At 39.1% G+C, this 19,518-nt stretch carries 18 protein-coding genes; 12 read left to right on the forward strand and 6 right to left on the reverse strand.

Annotation, left to right across the window (positions count from 1 at the left end; genetic code table 11):
• The first annotated feature begins 24 nt into the window (after positions 1 to 24).
• Genes rsfS through B2W36_RS19465 form a run of 4 tightly spaced genes read left to right on the forward strand, consistent with a single transcriptional unit; the run spans position 25 to position 3,858 of the window.
• Positions 25 to 399, forward strand: a complete 375-nt coding sequence (gene rsfS, locus B2W36_RS19450; RefSeq protein ID WP_209578394.1) for a ribosome silencing factor — start codon at positions 25 to 27, stop codon at positions 397 to 399.
• Positions 400 to 443: 44 nt separating this feature from the next.
• On the forward strand, positions 444 to 2,525 hold the full coding sequence (gene ftsH / locus B2W36_RS19455) for an ATP-dependent zinc metalloprotease FtsH (protein WP_293885166.1): 2,082 nt from the start codon (positions 444 to 446) through the stop codon (positions 2,523 to 2,525).
• 53 nt (positions 2,526 to 2,578) lie between these two features.
• On the forward strand, positions 2,579 to 3,226 hold the full coding sequence (locus B2W36_RS19460; RefSeq protein ID WP_293889298.1) for a LutC/YkgG family protein: 648 nt from the start codon (positions 2,579 to 2,581) through the stop codon (positions 3,224 to 3,226).
• 8 nt (positions 3,227 to 3,234) lie between these two features.
• The gene (locus tag B2W36_RS19465) at positions 3,235 to 3,858 is read left to right on the forward strand and encodes a rhomboid family intramembrane serine protease (RefSeq protein ID WP_293885164.1); all 624 of its coding nucleotides are present in this window, start codon (positions 3,235 to 3,237) and stop codon (positions 3,856 to 3,858) included.
• Here B2W36_RS19465 and B2W36_RS19470 read toward each other — a convergent pair.
• Positions 3,855 to 5,399 (reverse strand): YifB family Mg chelatase-like AAA ATPase, encoded by a 1,545-nt coding sequence (locus B2W36_RS19470; protein WP_293889459.1) that lies wholly within the window; start codon positions 5,397 to 5,399, stop codon positions 3,855 to 3,857. The two genes, B2W36_RS19465 and B2W36_RS19470, sit on opposite strands and share 4 nt — an antisense overlap.
• Positions 5,400 to 5,634: 235 nt before the next feature.
• Between B2W36_RS19470 and B2W36_RS19475 the strand changes: the two genes are divergently transcribed.
• From B2W36_RS19475 to B2W36_RS19485, 3 genes are all read left to right on the forward strand, one after another.
• A complete protein-coding gene (locus tag B2W36_RS19475; RefSeq protein WP_070561440.1) occupies positions 5,635 to 5,904 on the forward strand; it encodes a YtxH domain-containing protein in 270 nt (89 codons plus the stop codon).
• Between the two features lie 186 nt (positions 5,905 to 6,090).
• Entirely contained in the window at positions 6,091 to 6,510 is a 420-nt protein-coding gene (locus B2W36_RS19480) for a hypothetical protein (RefSeq protein ID WP_293885163.1), read from the forward strand.
• Positions 6,500 to 7,003, forward strand: coding sequence for a hypothetical protein (locus B2W36_RS19485; protein WP_209578399.1), 504 nt, complete (start codon positions 6,500 to 6,502; stop codon positions 7,001 to 7,003). Before B2W36_RS19480 ends, B2W36_RS19485 begins: the two co-directional genes overlap by 11 nt.
• 16 nt (positions 7,004 to 7,019) lie before the next feature.
• On the opposite strand, the gene fcl is transcribed toward B2W36_RS19485, so the two are convergent.
• Positions 7,020 to 7,955: a GDP-L-fucose synthase gene (gene fcl, locus B2W36_RS19490; RefSeq protein WP_293889299.1), complete on the reverse strand. Its 936-nt coding sequence runs from the start codon at positions 7,953 to 7,955 to the stop codon at positions 7,020 to 7,022.
• 203 nt (positions 7,956 to 8,158) lie between these two features.
• Between fcl and trmB the strand changes: the two genes are divergently transcribed.
• The 5 genes from trmB to B2W36_RS19515 all read left to right on the forward strand — a co-directional run bounded on the left by trmB (position 8,159) and on the right by B2W36_RS19515 (position 16,415).
• Positions 8,159 to 8,815: a tRNA (guanosine(46)-N7)-methyltransferase TrmB gene (gene trmB / locus B2W36_RS19495; protein WP_293889300.1), complete on the forward strand. Its 657-nt coding sequence runs from the start codon at positions 8,159 to 8,161 to the stop codon at positions 8,813 to 8,815.
• A gap of 432 nt (positions 8,816 to 9,247) precedes the next feature.
• Entirely contained in the window at positions 9,248 to 12,511 is a 3,264-nt protein-coding gene (locus B2W36_RS19500) for a SusC/RagA family TonB-linked outer membrane protein (RefSeq protein ID WP_293889301.1), read from the forward strand.
• A gap of 12 nt (positions 12,512 to 12,523) precedes the next feature.
• Complete coding sequence (locus B2W36_RS19505; RefSeq protein WP_209578402.1) at positions 12,524 to 14,056, forward strand: SusD/RagB family nutrient-binding outer membrane lipoprotein; 1,533 nt, start codon at positions 12,524 to 12,526, stop codon at positions 14,054 to 14,056.
• Positions 14,057 to 14,066: 10 nt separating this feature from the next.
• Positions 14,067 to 15,593 (forward strand): DUF5689 domain-containing protein, encoded by a 1,527-nt coding sequence (locus B2W36_RS19510; protein ID WP_293889302.1) that lies wholly within the window; start codon positions 14,067 to 14,069, stop codon positions 15,591 to 15,593.
• A gap of 126 nt (positions 15,594 to 15,719) precedes the next feature.
• A complete protein-coding gene (locus B2W36_RS19515) occupies positions 15,720 to 16,415 on the forward strand; it encodes a DUF937 domain-containing protein (RefSeq protein ID WP_293889303.1) in 696 nt (231 codons plus the stop codon).
• Between the two features lie 128 nt (positions 16,416 to 16,543).
• Here the strand turns inward: B2W36_RS19515 and B2W36_RS19520 are convergent, their stop codons facing one another.
• From B2W36_RS19520 to B2W36_RS19535, 4 genes are all read right to left on the reverse strand, one after another.
• A complete protein-coding gene (locus tag B2W36_RS19520; protein ID WP_293889304.1) occupies positions 16,544 to 17,530 on the reverse strand; it encodes a rhodanese-related sulfurtransferase in 987 nt (328 codons plus the stop codon).
• Positions 17,531 to 17,625: 95 nt separating this feature from the next.
• Complete coding sequence (locus B2W36_RS19525; protein WP_046673143.1) at positions 17,626 to 17,841, reverse strand: DUF3820 family protein; 216 nt, start codon at positions 17,839 to 17,841, stop codon at positions 17,626 to 17,628.
• The gene (locus tag B2W36_RS19530) at positions 17,841 to 18,596 is read right to left on the reverse strand and encodes a glycosyltransferase family 2 protein (protein WP_293885155.1); all 756 of its coding nucleotides are present in this window, start codon (positions 18,594 to 18,596) and stop codon (positions 17,841 to 17,843) included. The genes B2W36_RS19525 and B2W36_RS19530 overlap by 1 nt, the downstream gene beginning before the upstream one ends.
• Before the next feature lie 6 nt (positions 18,597 to 18,602).
• Positions 18,603 to 19,517 carry a glycosyltransferase family 2 protein gene (locus tag B2W36_RS19535; protein ID WP_293889305.1) on the reverse strand — a complete coding sequence of 305 codons (915 nt, stop codon included), beginning with the start codon at positions 19,515 to 19,517 and terminating at the stop codon, positions 18,603 to 18,605.
• Position 19,518: the final 1 nt, after the last annotated feature.

The raw sequence follows: 19,518 nt of genomic DNA on the forward strand, positions 1-19,518 counted from the left end.
AAGTCAAAACTATCATATTTTTTAATGAGTAAAAATAAAAGTACAGAATTGTCCCAACGTCTATCAGAAATTATCGTTTACGGTATGCAAGAAAAGAAAGCAAACGAGATTGTTCGTTTGGATTTAAGAGATCTTCACAGTTCTGTTTCTGATTATTTTGTTATTTGTCATGCTGATTCCAACATTCAGGTCAATGCGATAGCAAAAAGTGTCGAAGACGAAGTTTACAAGACATTTGGTCAAGAACCCCAATATAAAGAAGGACAATCCAATGGTGAGTGGTTGATTTTGGATTTTGTGGATGTGGTTGTACATATCTTTAAGACCGAAAAACGAGCGCATTATGGTATCGAAGATTTATGGGGAGATGCAGAGATTCAGCATTTCCAGAGCGCCTAATTGTCTTCAATTAAAATTTATCAAGAAAATATAATTACGATATAATGAAAAAAATCCCGAGTAGTAAGGTAAGCCCAAAACCGCCAAAATTTAATTTTGTGTGGCTTATGATTGCCATGTTTTTAGGTTTTTTTGCCTTACAGTACGTTTTTGGAGAAAACCCAGCTAAGGAAGTTAGCTATAGCGATTTTGAGACACGCATGTTGAACACAGGCTCTGTAGAGCGCCTTGTCGCTTATAAGAAAAATGATCTTGTAGAGGTTGAGGTGTATCTGAAGAAGGGCTGGAAAGATAATCCTAGTTTTAAGGATGCTGTAAAGACCTCCGATCCTTTACCAAGTTTATCTGGGCAAGAGGACAAAGGACCACAATATATTTTTAAAGACGCTTCTCCCGATGTTTTGGAGAAAAAGTTAGCTGCTTCGCAAGCTGAGTTAGCGCCTGGTACACCAAAGGTACAGTTAACGTATGATGACCGTTCTAATCCATGGGCGAGCTGGTTTATCACCTTTATGTTGCCATTATTGGTGTTGGCTGCGATCTGGATTTTCTTGATGCGCCGTATGGGCGGCGGTGCCGGCGGTGGTGGCGGTGCTATCTTCAATATTGGTAAGTCGAAAGCTCAATTATTTGATAAAGAGGCTCAGATCAATATTACATTTAACGATGTGGCTGGTCTTGAAGAGGCGAAGCAGGAAGTTATGGAAATTGTGGATTTCTTGAAAAATCCGCGTAAGTATACAAATCTTGGAGGTAAAATTCCAAAGGGAGCATTGCTTGTAGGGCCTCCAGGAACAGGTAAGACATTGCTAGCAAAAGCTGTGGCTGGTGAAGCTCAAGTTCCATTCTTTTCACTATCGGGATCCGACTTTGTGGAAATGTTTGTGGGGGTAGGTGCATCTCGTGTTCGTGATTTGTTTAAACAAGCTAAAGAAAAAGCGCCCTGTATCATTTTCATTGATGAGATTGACGCAATTGGCCGTGCCCGGGGTAAGAATTCAATGATGGGTGGAAATGACGAGCGTGAAAATACGTTGAATCAATTGTTAGTGGAGATGGATGGTTTTGGCACGGATTCGGGTGTTATTATTTTAGCAGCTACTAACCGTATCGACGTATTAGATACGGCATTGCTGCGTCCGGGACGTTTCGACCGTCAAATTTCGATTGATAAACCAGATTTGATCGGCCGTGAGCAAATTTTTAAAGTGCATCTTAAACCACTGAAGTTGTCGGCTGAGGTTGATGCAAAAAAATTATCTGCACAGACTCCTGGTTTTGCAGGAGCAGAAATTGCCAATGTATGTAATGAGGCCGCACTTATTGCTGCCCGCAAAAATAAACCAGAAATTGATATGCAAGATTTTCAGGACGCAGTTGATCGTGTGATCGGTGGTCTTGAGAAAAAGAATAAAATTATCTCTCCGGAAGAGAAACGTATTGTTGCTTATCATGAAGCTGGGCATGCTATTGCTGGCTGGTTTTTGGAACATGCAGATCCTTTGGTTAAAGTATCTATTGTGCCCCGCGGTGTGGCTGCTTTGGGATACGCGCAGTATCTTCCCCGAGAGCAGTTTTTATATACGACAGAGCAGCTTATCGATAGCTTATGTATGACCATGGGAGGGCGTGTAGCTGAAGATATTACTTTTGGAAGAATTTCAACTGGTGCTCAAAACGACTTGGAGCGTATTACGCAGCTTTCGTATGCAATGATCGCGATATACGGTATGAATGACAAAGTGGGAAATGTTTCTTTCAGAGACAGCTCGGAGGCATCGTTCCAGAAGCCATATTCTGACAAAACGGCAGAGTTGATTGATGCAGAGGTCCGTAACTTGATCAGTGATGTTTATGCACGTACTAAACAGTTATTGCTGGATAAACGTGAAGGACTGATCAAAATAGCGGAGAAGCTATTGGAAAAGGAAATCCTCTTTCAATCGGATTTGGAAGAGATACTAGGGAAGCGTCCATTTGAAACCAAGACTACTTACGAGGAGTTTGTGAATGGTGCCGACGGTGGTGGTGTACCACAAACTGATTTACCCTTAGATATTCATCCGGATGAAGCGCGATCCAGCGATGGTCCGATTTCAGACAATCCGTCCAATAATTTGAATTAATTTGAATGTTGCAGCGCTAGAATTATCTAGCGCTGCATTTATATATTTGCGCCATGAACGTGAAGAACGCAACTGCGAAGGAGGTAATGTTAAAACGGGTACGTCAGGCATTACTACAAAAAAATGATAATCCCCATCCGAATTTTAAGGAAACTGCTCTTTACCATGATGAAGATGAATTAGTGGATCTTGTTTTTGTGCGTGAATTGACCGCTGCGGGAGGCAAATTTCTATATTGTGATGGCGAGATTGGTCTGATTGAAAATTTGATTTCATTGACCGAAGTAAATAGCATTAAAAATATCTATGCTTGGGAACAAGGTATTCAAAACTTACTCAGTCCCTATGGTTTTCCCTTTTTGAAAACAGAGAAGGATTTTGAATTGGCAAATGCCAGTATCACCTCTTGTGAGGCTTTAATAGCTCGTAATGGAAGTGTTATGGTGAGTAATGCAAATGCTTCCGGACGGCGGTTGAGTATATATCCCCCCATTCATATTGTCGTTGCCAAGGCTTCGCAATTGGTCTGGGATTTGAAAGATGCTTTGGCTTATATGCAGAAACGTTACGGTCAGGAGATTCCGACGATGATTTCCACCATTACCGGCCCGTCCAGAACGGCTGATATTGAGAAGGGGTTGGTTTTGGGAGCACATGGGCCAAAAGAACTTTATGTTTTACTTTTAGAGGATAGATTTTAGAAATTATTATGCTATTAACTTATTTAACCGAAACGCCTGTTGCGAGTATTATCTTCTTTTTTACGATCGCCGTCAGCGTCTATACTTTTTCACATGAACAACTTTTCGGCAAACTGATGTTGCATCCCTACAGTATTGCACGCAACCGCAATGTCTTTACGATCCTGACAAGTGGTTTTGTGCACAAGGATTGGGGACATCTGCTGTTCAATATGCTTACCTTTTACTATTTTGGGTTTGGTTTAGAACGTATACTTGCTGCTGCAAGTCCCTATGGCCATATCTTATTTGCTGTTATTTATGTAGGCAGCTTGATCCTGAGCGATATTCCAACCATCGTACAGCAGAAAAATAATCCAGGTTACTATAGTTTGGGTGCTTCAGGTGCCATCTGTGCGGTGCTGTTTAGTTATATTCTTTTCGACCCTAAAGTGACCATTGGGGTAATGATGATTATTCCTATGCCAGCTTACTTATTTGCATTTCTGTTTTTAGGTTATTGTGTATGGGCGTCCAAAAAGGGACAGGATGGTATTAATCACGATGCCCATTTCTTTGGTGCGCTGTCGGGACTAATCCTGACGATCATCTGTTTTCCATGGGTTATCAAACATTGTCTGGCACAATTCTAAAATTTTCCGTTCCAGGTTTCCCGATCTAAATTTCTGTATTGGATTGCTTCAGCGATATGGTGGTTATCAATTGTTGGGCTATTTTCCATATCAGCGATTGTGCGGGCAACCTTCAGTATTCTATCGTATGCTCTTGCGGATAGGCTGAGACGCTCGATTGCAGTTTTGAGCAATTTCCTTCCGGCTTCGTCAATCTGACATATTTCTCGCGTTAATCGGGTACTCATTTGTGCATTACAATGCACGTCTGGGAAAGATTTAAAACGTTCTTTCTGGATTTCGCGTGTCTGAATGACCCGACGGCGTACCGTGCGGCTATCATCTACAGAGCGTGTCGTACTCAATTCGTCAAATAGCACGGGGGTGACTTCGATGTGCAGGTCTATACGGTCTAAAAGTGGTCCTGATATTTTGCTTAGATAACGCTGGACGGTGTTAGTGCCGCAGATGCATTCTTTCTCGGGGTGATTGAAATAACCACAAGGGCAGGGGTTCATAGCAGCAATGAGCATAAAACTTGCGGGGTACTCGACGGTAAGTTTAGCTCTTGATATCGTAATTTGACGCGATTCCAGCGGCTGACGCATGACTTCGAGGACGCTCCGTTTAAATTCTGGCAATTCGTCAAGGAATAATACGCCATGATGGGATAAAGATATTTCACCCGGCAATGGATTTGAGCCGCCGCCTACCATGGCTACATCGGATATTGTATGATGTGGAGAACGAAAGGGCCGTGCAGTGACGAGGGAATCTTTCGCCTTTAGATTTCCAGACACAGAGTGTATTTTGGTCGTTTCCAGCGATTCGGCCATATTGAGCGGGGGAAGGATCGTTGGTAGTCTTTTTGCCAACATGGTTTTTCCTGCGCCTGGCGGACCTATTAAAATAAGGTTATGTCCACCAGCTGCTGCGATTTCCAGCGCTCGTTTGATATTCTCCTGTCCTTGTACATCAGAGAAATCGACGTCATAAATGGCCGTATCATCCTGAAAAAACGTTTGTATGTTAACTTTTGTAGGCTTGATTGTTACTGTATTGTTGAGGAATTCCACTACTTGGGTCAGATTTTCTACACCAATAACATCGATTTCGGTGACGATAGCTGCTTCTTTTGCATTGGCTTTAGGTAATATTATTCCTTTAAATCCTTCTTTGCGCGCCTGTAATGCAATTGGTAGAACACCACGTATGGGCTTAATACTTCCGTCTAATGATAGCTCGCCTAAGATAAGATAGTTTTCCAGACGGATATTTGTGATCTGCCCGGAAGATGCTAATATGCCTATTGCGATTGATAGGTCGTAACTTGAACCTTCTTTACGAATATCTGCGGGTGCCAAGTTGACAACGATCTTTTGGCGCGGCATGTGAAGTTGACAGGAATTAATGGCACTTTCGATACGTCTTAAGCTTTCTTTAACGGCATTGTCAGGCAGGCCGACGATATAATAATGGAGGCCAGTAGATACGATTACCTCGACGGTAATTGTGCAGGCATTTATCCCATAGACGGCGCTGCAATAGGTTTTATTTAGCATAATTTTCATAATCGATTGATTTAAAGATACTAAAAAATTGAGTAAGTTAATAATTGTTGGGTGAGATATTGATGGCGGATCCAAGATTACCGAAAAAAATGATTATATTGTTAATATAGTTCCTTATTAATAATGGATAAAAAGCATTGTTTGGCAAACGATTTGCTTTGGTAATTGTATTATTAACGAGGACTATATTCGTCGTAATAGATTTAGAACTTTAAAAGAAAAAGAAATGAATGACACAAGTAAAGTAGCTTTGGCGTTATTGGCCGGTCTTGCCGCGGGTGCAGCTTTGGGAGTTTTGTTTGCTCCGGATAAAGGGTCGGATACAAGAGATAAAATAAATGATTCACTAAGTGATTTGAGTGATGCTATTCGGGAAAGAGCGGAGGAGCAATTTGATCAGTTGAATGATTTCAAAGAGAAAATTGTTTCTACATTGAAGGGTAAGTTAAATCAGGCAGAAGAAGTGCTGGATGATGATATCATCGAACATGCATAGTTCGCAGATTATTCAAAAGAGTAATTGGTGTAGAGTACATATTATCAGGCTATTTCGCGAGATAGCTGTTTTACGATAGCTGCGCGCTCTTCATGTGTGTAGAGTAGTGCTGTGTTGCGGTTATAAGATACAGCGTTTTCGTTTTGTTAGTTATGGGCTGAAATAGCCTGAATAAATTTTAGATGCATGGAAGAAGAAAAATTTTCACTAAGTGGTACGTTTCAAAAGACTAAGGAGTATATTGACTCCCAATTTAAACTTGTCAAATTAAAAACCATTGAACGGTCTTCTCGTTTAATTGCAAGCTTAGTGGTAGATGCAACTAAGCTTATTTTTACCTTATTTGTTCTGTTTTTCTTATGTTTAGCTCTAGGTTTTTGGCTAGGAGAGTTATTGGGCAGTTATTCATTGGGTTTTTTGGCAACAGCAGGTATCTTTTTAGTGATCATTATCTTAATACGCGTTTTTGAGCCTATGCTGGAAGCAAAATTTATGGATCTTTCCATTCGACGTTTTTTGGCTAAATGGAACGATGAAATTGAGGAAGAAGAGGAAGAACTGCATAAAGAAAAACTTGATAGAGAAAGGGCTACAAATGAACAATAAACAGACCAAAATACGTAATTTACAGGAGCTTAAAGCTGAAATATTGCGCTTAAAAACGCTAAAGAATGAACAGGAGCTATACCTAAAGGCTCAATTTACGTTGCTTAATAATAAAATAGAGGCCCCCATTCGTTTTTTCAATACCTTAAAAAATAATATCCCGGGAGCGAATATTATACAGCAGATGTTTGCCAAGAGTAATAATCCAGATTCTGATTGGTTAACAAAGACTTTACGTATTGGCGTACCCTTTATAATGAACAGATTGTTTCTGAAAAATACAGGGGTTTTTAAAAAGGCGCTCATGCTGCTGTTATCAGAACGTGCGGTTGGGCAAATCAATCAAGATAAGATCAGTGGTCTTATTGGAAAGTTAACGAGTTTTATTCGACCTAAGAAGAAGAAGAAAAATAAATTTGCCCAAACGGAAAATGCTGCTATAAAGGACGAAGTAAATGAATACGGCATCCCTTCTTATAGCGAGACATATTAATGTGATATTGTTTTCGCTATTCAGCTACTTCTTTTTTCAAAAAGTCAGTATAAGCGAGTTGAATGCCCTCCCGAAGGTTAACTTTGTGTTTCCATCCGAGTGCATGTATCTTTGATACATCCATGAGTTTGCGTGGTGTGCCGTCGGGTTTGGAACTGTCAAAAGTGATATTACCTGTGTAACCAATTACATCTTTAATCAATTCTGCGAGATCCTTTATGCTTATATCTTGACCTATACCGATGTTGACAAATTGCTTTTCATTGTAATGATTCATTAAAAAGATACAAGCTTCTGCTAGGTCATCAGAGAAAAGAAATTCTCTTAAAGGAGTCCCCGTGCCCCAGATAACAACATCATCTTGCTTATTGACTTTTGCTTCGTGGAATCTACGGATCAAAGCTGGTAAGACGTGCGAATTTTGAGGATGATAATTATCGTTGATGCCATATAGATTTGTTGGCATTACGGATATATAATTGCAACCATATTGGTCCCGGAAGGCTTCTGCCATTTTTATACCTGCAATTTTGGCGATTGCATAGGGTTCATTCGTTGGTTCTAGGGTGCCCGTCAGTAACATGTCTTCGTTTAAAGGCTGGGGAGCCATCTTCGGATAGATGCAGCTAGATCCTAAGAACATTAACTTTTTAATGTTATTGTCGTAGGATGATTTGATGACATTATTTTGAATGGCTATATTTTCATAGATAAAATCTGCGCGATAGGTATTGTTTGCCATAATCCCACCAACCTTAGCGGCAGCGAGAAAAACATAATCAGGTTTTTCTTCGTTGAAAAAGTCAGCTACTGCTTGTTGATTGCGCAGATCTAATTCTTGAGATGTCCTGGTCACGATGTTGCTGTATCCAAGTTCTATTAATTTGCGATGTATTGCTGATCCGACCATTCCTCGATGGCCTGCTATGTAAATTTTAGCGCCTTTTTCCACGATAAGTTATTGAGTCCTGCAAACTTAGATAAATTGCTTTTTATATGCAATATAAATCGCCCGTATGAAAGTGATTTATTGATTGCTCTCTCTTTAGTCCATTGGCTTCATGATTATTCGCCAATCAATGGTATATTTCCTAGGATAAGATTTATTTTTTTAAGCGGGAATATAAGGTTATTTTTGCGGGATATTTATTGAAAATGGGAAAGGACAAACTACGTAAATTTGCTGAAGTTGCTACTTTTGAAAATGTAATCCAACTTGATGCAGGCAAAGAATATAAAGGGAAATGGGCCGAGAAACAGTTTGGTAATAATAATCCGGTTGTTTTGGAACTTGCTTGTGGCAAAGGAGAATATACTGTTAATCTGGCGCGACTGTTTCCGGAGAAAAATTTCATTGGTATTGATTTTAAAGGTAATCGTATTTGGCGTGGTGCTAAAACAGCTTTGGAGGATGGCATTCGGAATGTTGCTTTTCTTCGGATACAGATTGAAACAATCCTTGAATATTTTGCCGAAAATGAAGTTGATGAAATCTGGATTACCTTTCCGGATCCTCAGCCTCAAGATAGCAGAGAGAAAAAGCGGCTGACAGGCCCAAAGTTTTTGGAGCGTTATAAATTCATTATGAAACCTGATGGGATAATGAATCTGAAAACAGATAACGACGGCTTTTATGCGTATACGCTGGAGCAGATCGATTTACAGAATCTAAAAAAATATAAAGAGACTACCGATCTTTACCATTCGGATTTAGTGGATAATGTTCTATCAATCAAAACTTACTATGAAAAAAAGTATTTAGCTGATGATAAGAATATCAATTATGTGAAATGGAGTTTCGAAAAAAGCTAATGAACGAATTTATTACATAATAGAAAGTCTAAACGAAAGTTTAGACTTTTTTTGTTTAGTGGCGATATGACTTATTGCTGTGTTTGTTGGTTTTAAATTGATTTATAGGGCTTTTTAGAGGCCCTTTTTTTTGTTCGATGGCAACTTAAATAATTTCGATTTATTTCGTTTTGTAAATATTATTAATTATTTTCGATTTGAAAATTAAAAATAACCAACGAGATGTCGCATTAAAGCGAGCCTAATGCATGAAAATTCCTTCAAAGTGGATCTCAAAGCATTTTAATTACAATTGAAACCATAATAGTGTGATGAAAAGAAATGCTATTCGAAATAATTGTTAACAAAAAGAAAACATTAAGTTAAAGCAAACTTTTTGTTAGGGATATATTTTTGTGCCAAATTGAAAATTAACAATTTACACCAATAACTATGTTTAGTATTAACCCTATCCAAATTAATCTGCGGCACGCCTCCTCGAAAGTGCTATTTGCGGCTTTAGCAATTGCGTGCAATATGGATGTAGCTAAGGCGATGGTTCCATTAGAACGAGGCCATCGTGTTTTTCATGATTTTAATCAAGGGAAGATTAAGATTAAAGGAAAAGTTGTCGATAATCAAACGAAGGAGCCACTAGCATCTGTATCGATACTTTCAGGTGGAGTGACGAAGGGGTCTACGGATCGTAACGGAAATTTTGAGGTAGATATTGAAGTAGGGGGAAAGATCCGTTTTCAGATGATCGGTTATGAAGCTCAAACGCGAACTTACGAGGCTGCTCAAGGCAATGTCCATATTGGGTTAAACGCAACATCTGAAGCACTTGATGAGGTTGTTGTCACTGCTTTGGGGATTAAACGTGAAGAAAGAGCCTTGGGATACTCAGCAACAGTACTAAAAGGCGATGACTTGACAGGAGCACTTTCTAACAATTGGATGGATGCATTGTCAGGTAAAGTTGCAGGTGTTAATCTAATGCGATCTAATGCAGGACCAGTAGGTTCGACAAAAATTATTTTGCGTGGGGAAGCAAATCTAAATGGTGATGCTGGAGCGTTAATTGTTGTAGATGGAATTGTGATAAATGGGGGAAGTGGTAGACGGGTAGGAGGATCTTCGGGCTCTGTTTACGGCACAGGTTCAGATAACATGCCCGCCGACTACGGGTCAGGTATGGATGACATAAATCCGGAAGATATTGAAAATATTACCGTTCTGAAAGGTCCGGGCGCTGCGGCACTTTACGGTCAGCGTGGGGCGAATGGAGCAATTATTATAACTACGAAGTCTGGAAAGAAGGGAAAGGGATTAGGTATTACTCTTAATAGTAATACAGCATTTGAATCGGTCAACCGCTGGCCAGATTTTCAGTATGAATATGGGCAAGGTACTGGCGGAGCTAATTATTATTCCTTCGGAAGTTCAGCTGATGGAAATAGTACGGGGGGGACTAGCTCCGCTTATGGTCCAAAATTTGATGGGCAATATTTTTTTCAGTATGATCCGCTAACGCAAGCCCAAGGTACCGAACGTACGTTATGGCAACCCTATTCAAATAGTAAAGAGTTTTTCCAAACAGGAAGAACATTTACAAATTCACTAACAATAGACGGAGGTTCGGAAAAAACATCTGCACGGTTTTCTTATACTGATGTTCGAAATAAATGGATCACTCCAAATACGGGTTTCGATAAGACTGCATTCGCACTATCGGCAACTTCAAAAATTTCAGATAAGTTAACCATAAATGCAAAGATTAATTACAATAGACGGTGGTCTGATAATTTGCCTGGAGCTGGATATGGCAATCAATCACTGATGTATTGGTTTATTTTTTGGCAACCTAATGCTGACTATAACTGGCTGCGCAATTATTGGAAGCAGGGATTGGAAGACAAAGCCATCCAATATCCATTTAGTTCATATCCTGAAAATCCATTTGCAATATCTCATGAGTTTATTAACAGGAATGATCGTAATACATTTACAGGTAATGCATCGGCCAACTATCAATTTAACAAAGAGCTCAGTTTAATGGTGCGTTCATCATTAGATTTCTTTGTTGAAGATCGTGCGCAAGAAAGACCGTATGATTCTGGGACGAAGCTGCCTGAAGGTAGTTATCGTTCGCAATCTTTGTTCTCAAAGGAAACAGTATTGGACTTTCTATTAAAGTATGAAAAGGATCTAAAAAGAGATATTAAATTCTCAGCTACGCTTGGCGGGAGTACACTACACAATCATTATAAGAGGGAGGCATATACTGCTGATGGCCTGACCTACCCAGGGGTATATAATTTGGCCAATAGCAAGTATGGCGTAATCTCCGATCAAAAGTTTTATAAGTTTGTCACTAATAGTGCGTATGGAATGGTCACAGCTTCTTATAAGAATTTTCTTTACTTAGATGCGACTGGACGGATGGATTGGAATAGTACTATGGCTACACCGGTTAACCCGCAAAAAAAATTGGGATTAATCTATCCTGCATTAAATGGTAGTTTTATTCTTTCTGAAGTTGTGAAATTGCCCAAAGTCATTAATTATGCAAAATTGAGAATTTCAGTTGCTGAAGTTGGAAACGGAGGTCAAGATCCTTATATGCTACAGCAATTGTATGAACGAGGTAATGGATTATTACCTGGTTCTGTTACCTCGTCAAGTCTATTGAAGAATCCCAATTTACAACCATTAAAAACGAGGTCTTATGAGGTTGGGACTGAAGCAAAGCTTTTCAAGAATAAATTAAACTTTGATCTAGCATTATATAGTTCAAAAACCTTTAATCAGCAACTAAATCGTTCATTAGATCCGTCATCCGGTTACAGGACGTTTAAGACTAATATGGGGGCGGTTCAAAATCAAGGTATTGAAGTGTCGGTGAATACCAATCAGATTAATCAAAAAGATGGTTTCAGGTGGTCAAGTTTAGTTACCTATACAGCGAATCAAAACAAAATAGTTGATTTACCGGATTCGTCATTGGTATTACAATATCGGTCTGTAGGTTCAGGGCAGATCGTTGCAAAACAAGGTGGGAGTATGGGGGATCTTTATGGGATAGGCTACGAGAGAGCTCCCGATGGTCAGGTTATCTACGATCCATCGACGGGATATGCCAAATTAACGAGTAATATTATTTATTTAGGTAACACACTACCCAAAGGTAAAATTAGTTTTGGTAATACTTTTGGCTATAAAAACTTCAATTTAAATGTTCTTTTTGACACGCAATGGGGGGGTGTGGGACATTCACTTACCCACTACAAATTAGCAGAACAGGGTAAAACCAAGAATACCTTGCCAGGTCGTTATAGTGGGATAATTGGCAATGGCGTTATTGATAACGGCGATGGAACATATCGAAAAAATGATGTTATTGCCACTAATATTGACGAGTATTATCGCTCTCATTTTGGGCAGGATAATGCAGAAGGAAGTACCTATCCAACTGACTTTATTAAATTCAGAGAAGCGAGGCTAGATTATTCTTTCAACAAGAAAATTATATCAAAATATGGCTTACAGCGCGTGACAGTAGGATTGTATGGTCGTAACTTATTTATATGGTCTAAGTGGCCCGCTTTTGATCCTGAATTTGGAACCTTGGATAATGGGGATATCGTCAAAGGATTTGAGATTGCTCAATTTCCTTCCACCAGAACTTATGGGTTTAACTTAATTGTTGGTTTTTAACATCTGATAGTCATGAAGAATTTTAAAATAATATTAATTGCAATTCTTGTAGTAGGATTAATGCAATCCTGTACAAAGAATTTCATAGAGACCAATACGAACCCGAATGAAACAGAAAATGCATATCCTTACCAATTTATGGCAAGCGCATTTATTAATTCGGTTTCTGCAAATATGAGCAGAAATAGGTCATTTAATAACGAATTAATGCAGGTTACTGTTTCAATTGGGGATGGGGATGGAAAAGTATTCCGCTATGACTTTAGAAGGAGTTGGGCAGACTACATCTGGGGCGCACATTATTCGGAGATTACAAACTTCAAGGAAATGTATAAAAAGGCGATAGAGCCGGTCACTTTCAATAGATCCTATCAGGCTATCGCCATTATTGGCCAAGTATGGCTTTATTCTATTTTGACAGATATGTATGGGGATATCCCTTATTCGCAGTCTAACTTGGCGGGAGATTCACTGATAGTAGAGCCGAAATTTGACAAACAAGAAGATATTTATTTTGATATGTTGCAAAGGTTGGACTCTGCAAATACGTTACTTCAAATAAAAGCGACTACCGAAACAATTGATGCGACTAATGACCCAATTTATAGAGGTGATTTGGTTAAATGGAGGAAGTTTAATAACTCTTTGTTTTTAAGGTTGTTATTGCGTGTTGCTGATAAAAAAAGCCTTCATCAGGAATATGTGTTGGACAAAATTAAAACAATTCTTTCGACTGAAAAAGATCGTTATCCCATCATGGCTAGCAACGATGACTCTGCAATTTTACGATGGACGAACGATGGAGCATATGTCTCGCCTTTCAAGTCAACCCGCGCACAGGATTTTAGAGCAGTTGCGTTGTGCTCTTTTTTCTTAGATTATTTAAGGGATACAAACGATCCTCGTATTGATATTCCAACCTATGGAACAGCAGGAATTAATCGAATGGGAATTGCTCCTGTCTCAGGTAATTATGTGGGTGTTCCTAGTGGATATGCAGCTGGATCAGAAGATTATTCAAAAATGTCCTATTTCTATTCTTTTGATCAAAACAATGGGGTTAATAGTTTGCAGACGGAGCCAATAACTGGTATGATCATGCCTTTTGCTGAATTGCAATTTATCAAAGCAGAAGCGGTATTAAAGGGATGGATTGAAGGGAATATAGAAGATTATTTTTACAGTGGGGTTGAAAATAATATAAAATTATGGATACCAACTTGGACAGTAACTGCGAAAGAGCATTTAGAGAAATCAGATAGAGAATGGAAAGATAACGTACCGTTTGCTGAAAAGATGGAACAAATTCACTTTCAAAAATACCAAGCATTATTTATGGCTGATATGCAACAGTGGTATGAATATCGCAGAACAGGACATCCTATATTGCCAAAAGGTAAGGGGTTACAAAATAATGGAGAAATGCCAGCAAGGATGTATTATCCAGTGATTGTGCAATCGGCTAATCCGACGAATTATAAACTTGCTGTCCAGCAACAAGGACCAGACGAAATTAATACCAAAGTTTGGTGGCAAAAACCTTAATTAAGAAGACATGACAAAGCATATATTTTTTTTGATAATAGTAGTTTTTGGAGTATTCAGCTTCAGTTCCTGTAAAAAAGACAGTCCTAGTTACCCTGGAGGTGAAGTTAGCGCTTACATTGGGATTTATGACGTGCGTACACTATTCAAGGGAACTCCAATTGAGTTGAATTTAGAGACTCTGGGTGGATCTTCAAAAATAACAGGGATTGTTACTTCAGATCATAGCGCAGGTAATTTACCGCATGGTGTGTTAGTGCTTCAGGATCGTAGGAGATTGGATTTATTGCGCGGAATTTCAATTCAAATGGGAGAAAAAGCCAACGAGTATTCTCCAGGCGATTCTATTGTAGTAGATTTGATAGGAGGAAAATTGCAGCGGTTAAATGGAATATTGCAGATAACAGATATTTCCAGTAATAAAATTGAAAAAATTTCTGATGGAAATCGCTATCAGGCGCTCCGCGTTACCGCTGATCAAATTTTGAAAGAGCCAACAAAATATGAAAGTACTTTAATTGTTCTTGTCAAGGGGGGATTTAGTTATACCCCAAGGGAAGGTCAAATACTTTCTGGTGATCAAAAAATAAATGACGGTTTCGGTTTTATTACGGTAAGAACTAATCCCGAATCTGAATTGGCGAATTTGCCTCAATATAAAATGGCGAACTATCTGGGAATATTATTTAATGAGGTATCAGGAGATAGTCTTATTCCTTATCAGTCCCTTAGAACAAAATCTGATCTTGTACAGATTAGGTCGGAATACAAAACACCTAAGGTGGTTGTAACGGGGCTTCTGAATGATCCTAGCGGCTCAACAGATGCAAACTATGAGTATATGCAGTTTTTAGCAACGGAGGATATTGATTTTTCCAAAACACCGTTCAGTGTTGTTACAACAAATAATGCAAATGCATCAACTCCTACCGGTATACCAATTAACGGTTGGGCCACAGGTGGCTTAAGGACTTACAAAATTAATCTGATAGTTGGTTCTGTAAAAAAAGGACAGTTTTTCTATGTAGGTGGCACAAATAAGTTAATTGCTGGTGAGAAATCTACGAGTATATCCGACGCACATTGGGTTGCCAATTACGATTATGCTAACAAAGCGGGATATGACTTCGGGACGAAAACTGGCAATTTACTCGCCAATAGCGGAAATGCTTTTGGAGTAGCTGTTTTTTCAACAATTCAAGTAACAGCTACAACTATTCCAGAGGATTTGGTATTTGTGAGTACAGGAGGGTCTCTAGTAAGTGCCAATGCTGGGTATCGTATCGCTAACACTGATTTTTATGATATTGTTAACCCGGTTACCTTAACTAATCAGCCATTCTATAGAAATGGAGATAATACCAAGGCATTTGTGTACGCATCTCCGTCGGCGGATACCTTTATTCAATTAAATGGGGAATTTAATATGACACTAGGAAGGTGGACAAAATCCCGCGTGCAAAATAATGTTTTGTTAACAAAAGAGTCTAAACTACAGGAGGTTGAAAATGAGTTGTCGACAAAGCTAGTTGAATAATTCGATTTGTAATAAATACATTTAAAGCCGTTAATAGTTATTGTTAGCGGCTTTCTTATCATCATGCATTTTCTTAACTCACCGAAAAAATCGTTATCTTCATTATATAACTATAAACGAAGACTTATGAATTTAACAGATTTAGTTACAGGTGGAGTAGGTTCCAAAGTGATAGAGACTATTTCAAAAATAACTGGTGTCAGTGAATCTAAAGCAAAATGGATTGTAGCGGCAGCAGTTCCCTTGATGATTGCAGCACTGAATTACAACGCAAAAAACAAAGGCCAGGCGGATAATATTGATAGGGCTATTGATCAGCATAGCAATAGCGGGATACTCGATAAAATTGGCGATCTATTTGGACAAGGAGGAGCGGGGCATAATGGTTCTGAAGATGGCAATAAAATTGTTAACCATATGTTTGGTCAAAATACCGAAGTAGTAACCCAGAATATTGCGGATAAAGCAGGCTTGAGTTCCTCACAGGTAACAGGGGTACTGGCCACGCTGGCTCCTATCGTAATGGGATATTTAGGGCAACAAAAGCAGGCTTCAAGTGGCGGTGGTATTGGCGATCTGATCGGTTCTGTGCTAGGAGGTGGAACACAACAGAATGCAGGTGGCGGTATGTTGGGGGGTATTTTAGGCTCTTTTTTGGGCGGTGGTCAAGAAGAACAAGCGCAAACAACGGAGCAGCCCACAGCGGGCGGTAGCATTACGGACATGTTGGGTGGACTAGCAGGCAGTTTTTTTGATAAAAATAACGATGGACAGGCGAAGGGAAATATTCTTGATTCGATCGTCGGTATGTTTGGGAAGTAAGCTGTGTTAGGCTATTAGTTTTTTTGATAAAAAGCTCGTATGGGATTAAGTTAGGATAATGCAGATCTTAAAAAGTATGAGGTCGGAAGTTCTACACTTCCGACCTCATACTTTTTGTCCAATTCGTATTAATTTTCGACCGACACTTTCGGTGGGAAATTTTTATGTTTTCTTTTGCTGATTTTGTCAATATTGACGGGTTGAGGTACCTTGACATAATATCCTGTTCCGTCATATTCACGTTTATTGGGATTTTCCTTACATGCTGGCGAACAGCATCCATCCATCTCCCAGCCGCACTCATCACATTGTGTGAAATGCTCATTACAGGTCGGGTTGGCGCAGTTGATCATTTTGGTGGTTTGCTTGCCACAGTTAAAACAAGTTGATACCACGGATGGGTTAACAGAATTTACATCGACAGTAACGCGATTGTCGAAGACGTAGCATTGGCCCTCGAAATCCTCGCCACCAGCTTCTTTCCCATATTTAATAATACCACCATGTAATTGATAAACATCCTCGAATCCTTCTTTTAATAAAAGAGCAGATGCTTTTTCACATTTAATTCCTCCTGTGCAGTAGGTTAATATTTTTTTGCCTTTATACTTTTCAAGCTCTTTGATTTTTTCCGGGAACTCGCGGAAGTTTTCAATATCTAAAGTAACAGCATTTTTAAAATGACCGACATTGTGCTCGTAATTTGAACGTACATCCAAAACAACAACATCCTCCTGATCTTTCATCGCCAAGAAATCCTTGGGTTCGAGGTGAACACCTGTTTGACGGTTGGGGTCAATTTCTTTCGGATCACGCAACCCAGAGTGAACAATCTCGGCTTTATATCGGCAGTGCATTTTAATGAATGACGGTTCTTCGACATCGTCAATTTTAAATTCTGTTTTGTTAAAACGTCCATCCGCATAGATTGCATCCATGTAGCTTTTACACGCTTCAATAGTGCCGGAAACAGTTCCATTAAGACCCTCATCAGCGACAATGATACGACCGACTAGGCCCAGTGATTTACAAAATTCTAAGTGATCTGATGCAAATTTTTCGGCATCCTCGATAGGGCTGTAGCAATAGTACAGCAAAGTTTGATATTGTGTCATGATATTCATTGATACCGCTGCAAACGGCGTTTAATGCTAAAAATAAATTCTTTGCAAAGCTACGAAAAATAATAAATGGAATAAAATGACCCTCGTCACCTTTTCTTCAAAGGTTCGAGAAGATACTCCAGACCGTTGAGTTTTATTTCGTAGAGTGTCGCTAACTGCTGACCTAGTTTTCCCTTCGGAAAACCTTTTTGGTTGTACCAGACCAAATATGGCTCAGGAAGATTACATAAGGTGTAGCCTTGGTATTTGCCAAACGGCATCTTGACTGTAACAAGCTCGGTTAAAATTTCAGGATTTAACATTAGTCTTGAGGTTTTCCATAATTAAGACGGTGCCATATGGCTTTTAGTGCAATAATCCCATGGTTGAATAGATTAGGAATAGCCCCATAGTAGTGTTTGAAAATAGCAAAACGCTCTTTCAAAGATTCCTTATGTTTTTGCTTTGACATTCCACCAACAAGATAGCGGGCCACATATTGCTGTGCATTAACGGATTTTTTTGACTTTTTGGCACAGCGAATAACCCAGTCAATATCGGCGCATAATTTATAATTGAGATCGTATGACTCGGCTATGTCACGCTTGATATAGATGGCCTGATGGCATATATTCATACCATAGCGAAAGCTTTTCCAGTTAAAATAAGCTGGGACTTTATGTCTCCGTTCACCAACAATATTTCGATGTTCGTCTACAAGTATAGTTTCGCCATAAAGAATATCGGCGTTGTCACTCAGTTTAGCAAGGTTCTCAATGCTGTTGAGATCATATATTTCATCACCGGAATTTAGAAAAAGAACATAATCACCTGTTGCTAGGGCCAACCCTTTATTCATCGCATCATAGATGCCCTTATCTTTCTCGGATAACACGACAGAGATCTGATTGCTATATTTTTGGATGACATCTAATGTACCATCGGTTGATTGTCCGTCTATCACAATATACTCTATATTGTCATAGCTTTGATTAACAACAGATTTAAGGGTGTATTCTATGTCACGAAGATTGTTGTAAACGACAGTTATAATCGAGAATTTAGGATGAGCAGACATGTTTCTTTATGTATTGAATGTGTTTATTTTCTTTTTAAAGAATCGGATGGCACGGTTGAACAATGATCCTTTGCGATGTGCATAAAAATGCTTGATAGCTTCGTAAGCTTGTTTGTTTTCTGAAATTTCCGTTGGAAAATACGCTACAGGATGTTCAGCTAGTGCAACCTGATAAGTTGATTCAGAAGCTGTATGTGTGCCCGAACCGTCGTTCCCAATATTCTGGGTCATCGAATTCCTAGGATACAAAACTAATCCATTTTTTCTGAATATGGAAGCATACCAGCGTATCGCCCAAGAGTTGATCTTTCCCGCCTTCAATTCCCGTACTTGTTTCCAAAAGTTTTCTTTACCCTCTATACTAAATTGATGGATCTGCGCTGCTGTAAAATCCGATACAATTTCATCAATGTTTGGGTTGAAATATTTCCAGGCGCGATCCCAGGTTGCCCAACCCCAACTGTTTGCCACTCGGAAAAAGAACGTCTCTGGCAGCTTATTTAAATCCTTTACCGGATAACTGTAGCCACTGATTTCCATGACCTGTTCTTGATCTTTATACCGCTCCAATGCTTTGTTAAAATAATCCAGGGCAAAAACTGAAGTTTCTAGATCGTCTTCTAAGACAATAATCTTTCCATGCGTATTGACCACTTTCGTAACACCGTCAATTACATTCGCTGCCAGACCCCAATTTTCTTTTCGTTCTACGATAATCACCTCTTTAAATTTCCAGGCCCTATTGATAATTTTTCGCACTTCATCAACTGCTTGAACAGACTTTTCATTTTTTGCAGCATCCGAATAGATGTAAAGTATAGTTTGGTCTGCCTGTTTATTTTTTTCTAATGCTGTAAGCGTTCTTATCGTATGATCAGGACGATTATAGACAAAAAGTATGACTGGAGCAATACTGTTCATG

The sequence above is a fragment of the Sphingobacterium sp. UBA3549 genome (genome assembly GCF_002376635.1).
In the GTDB taxonomy this organism is placed as follows: domain Bacteria; phylum Bacteroidota; class Bacteroidia; order Sphingobacteriales; family Sphingobacteriaceae; genus Sphingobacterium.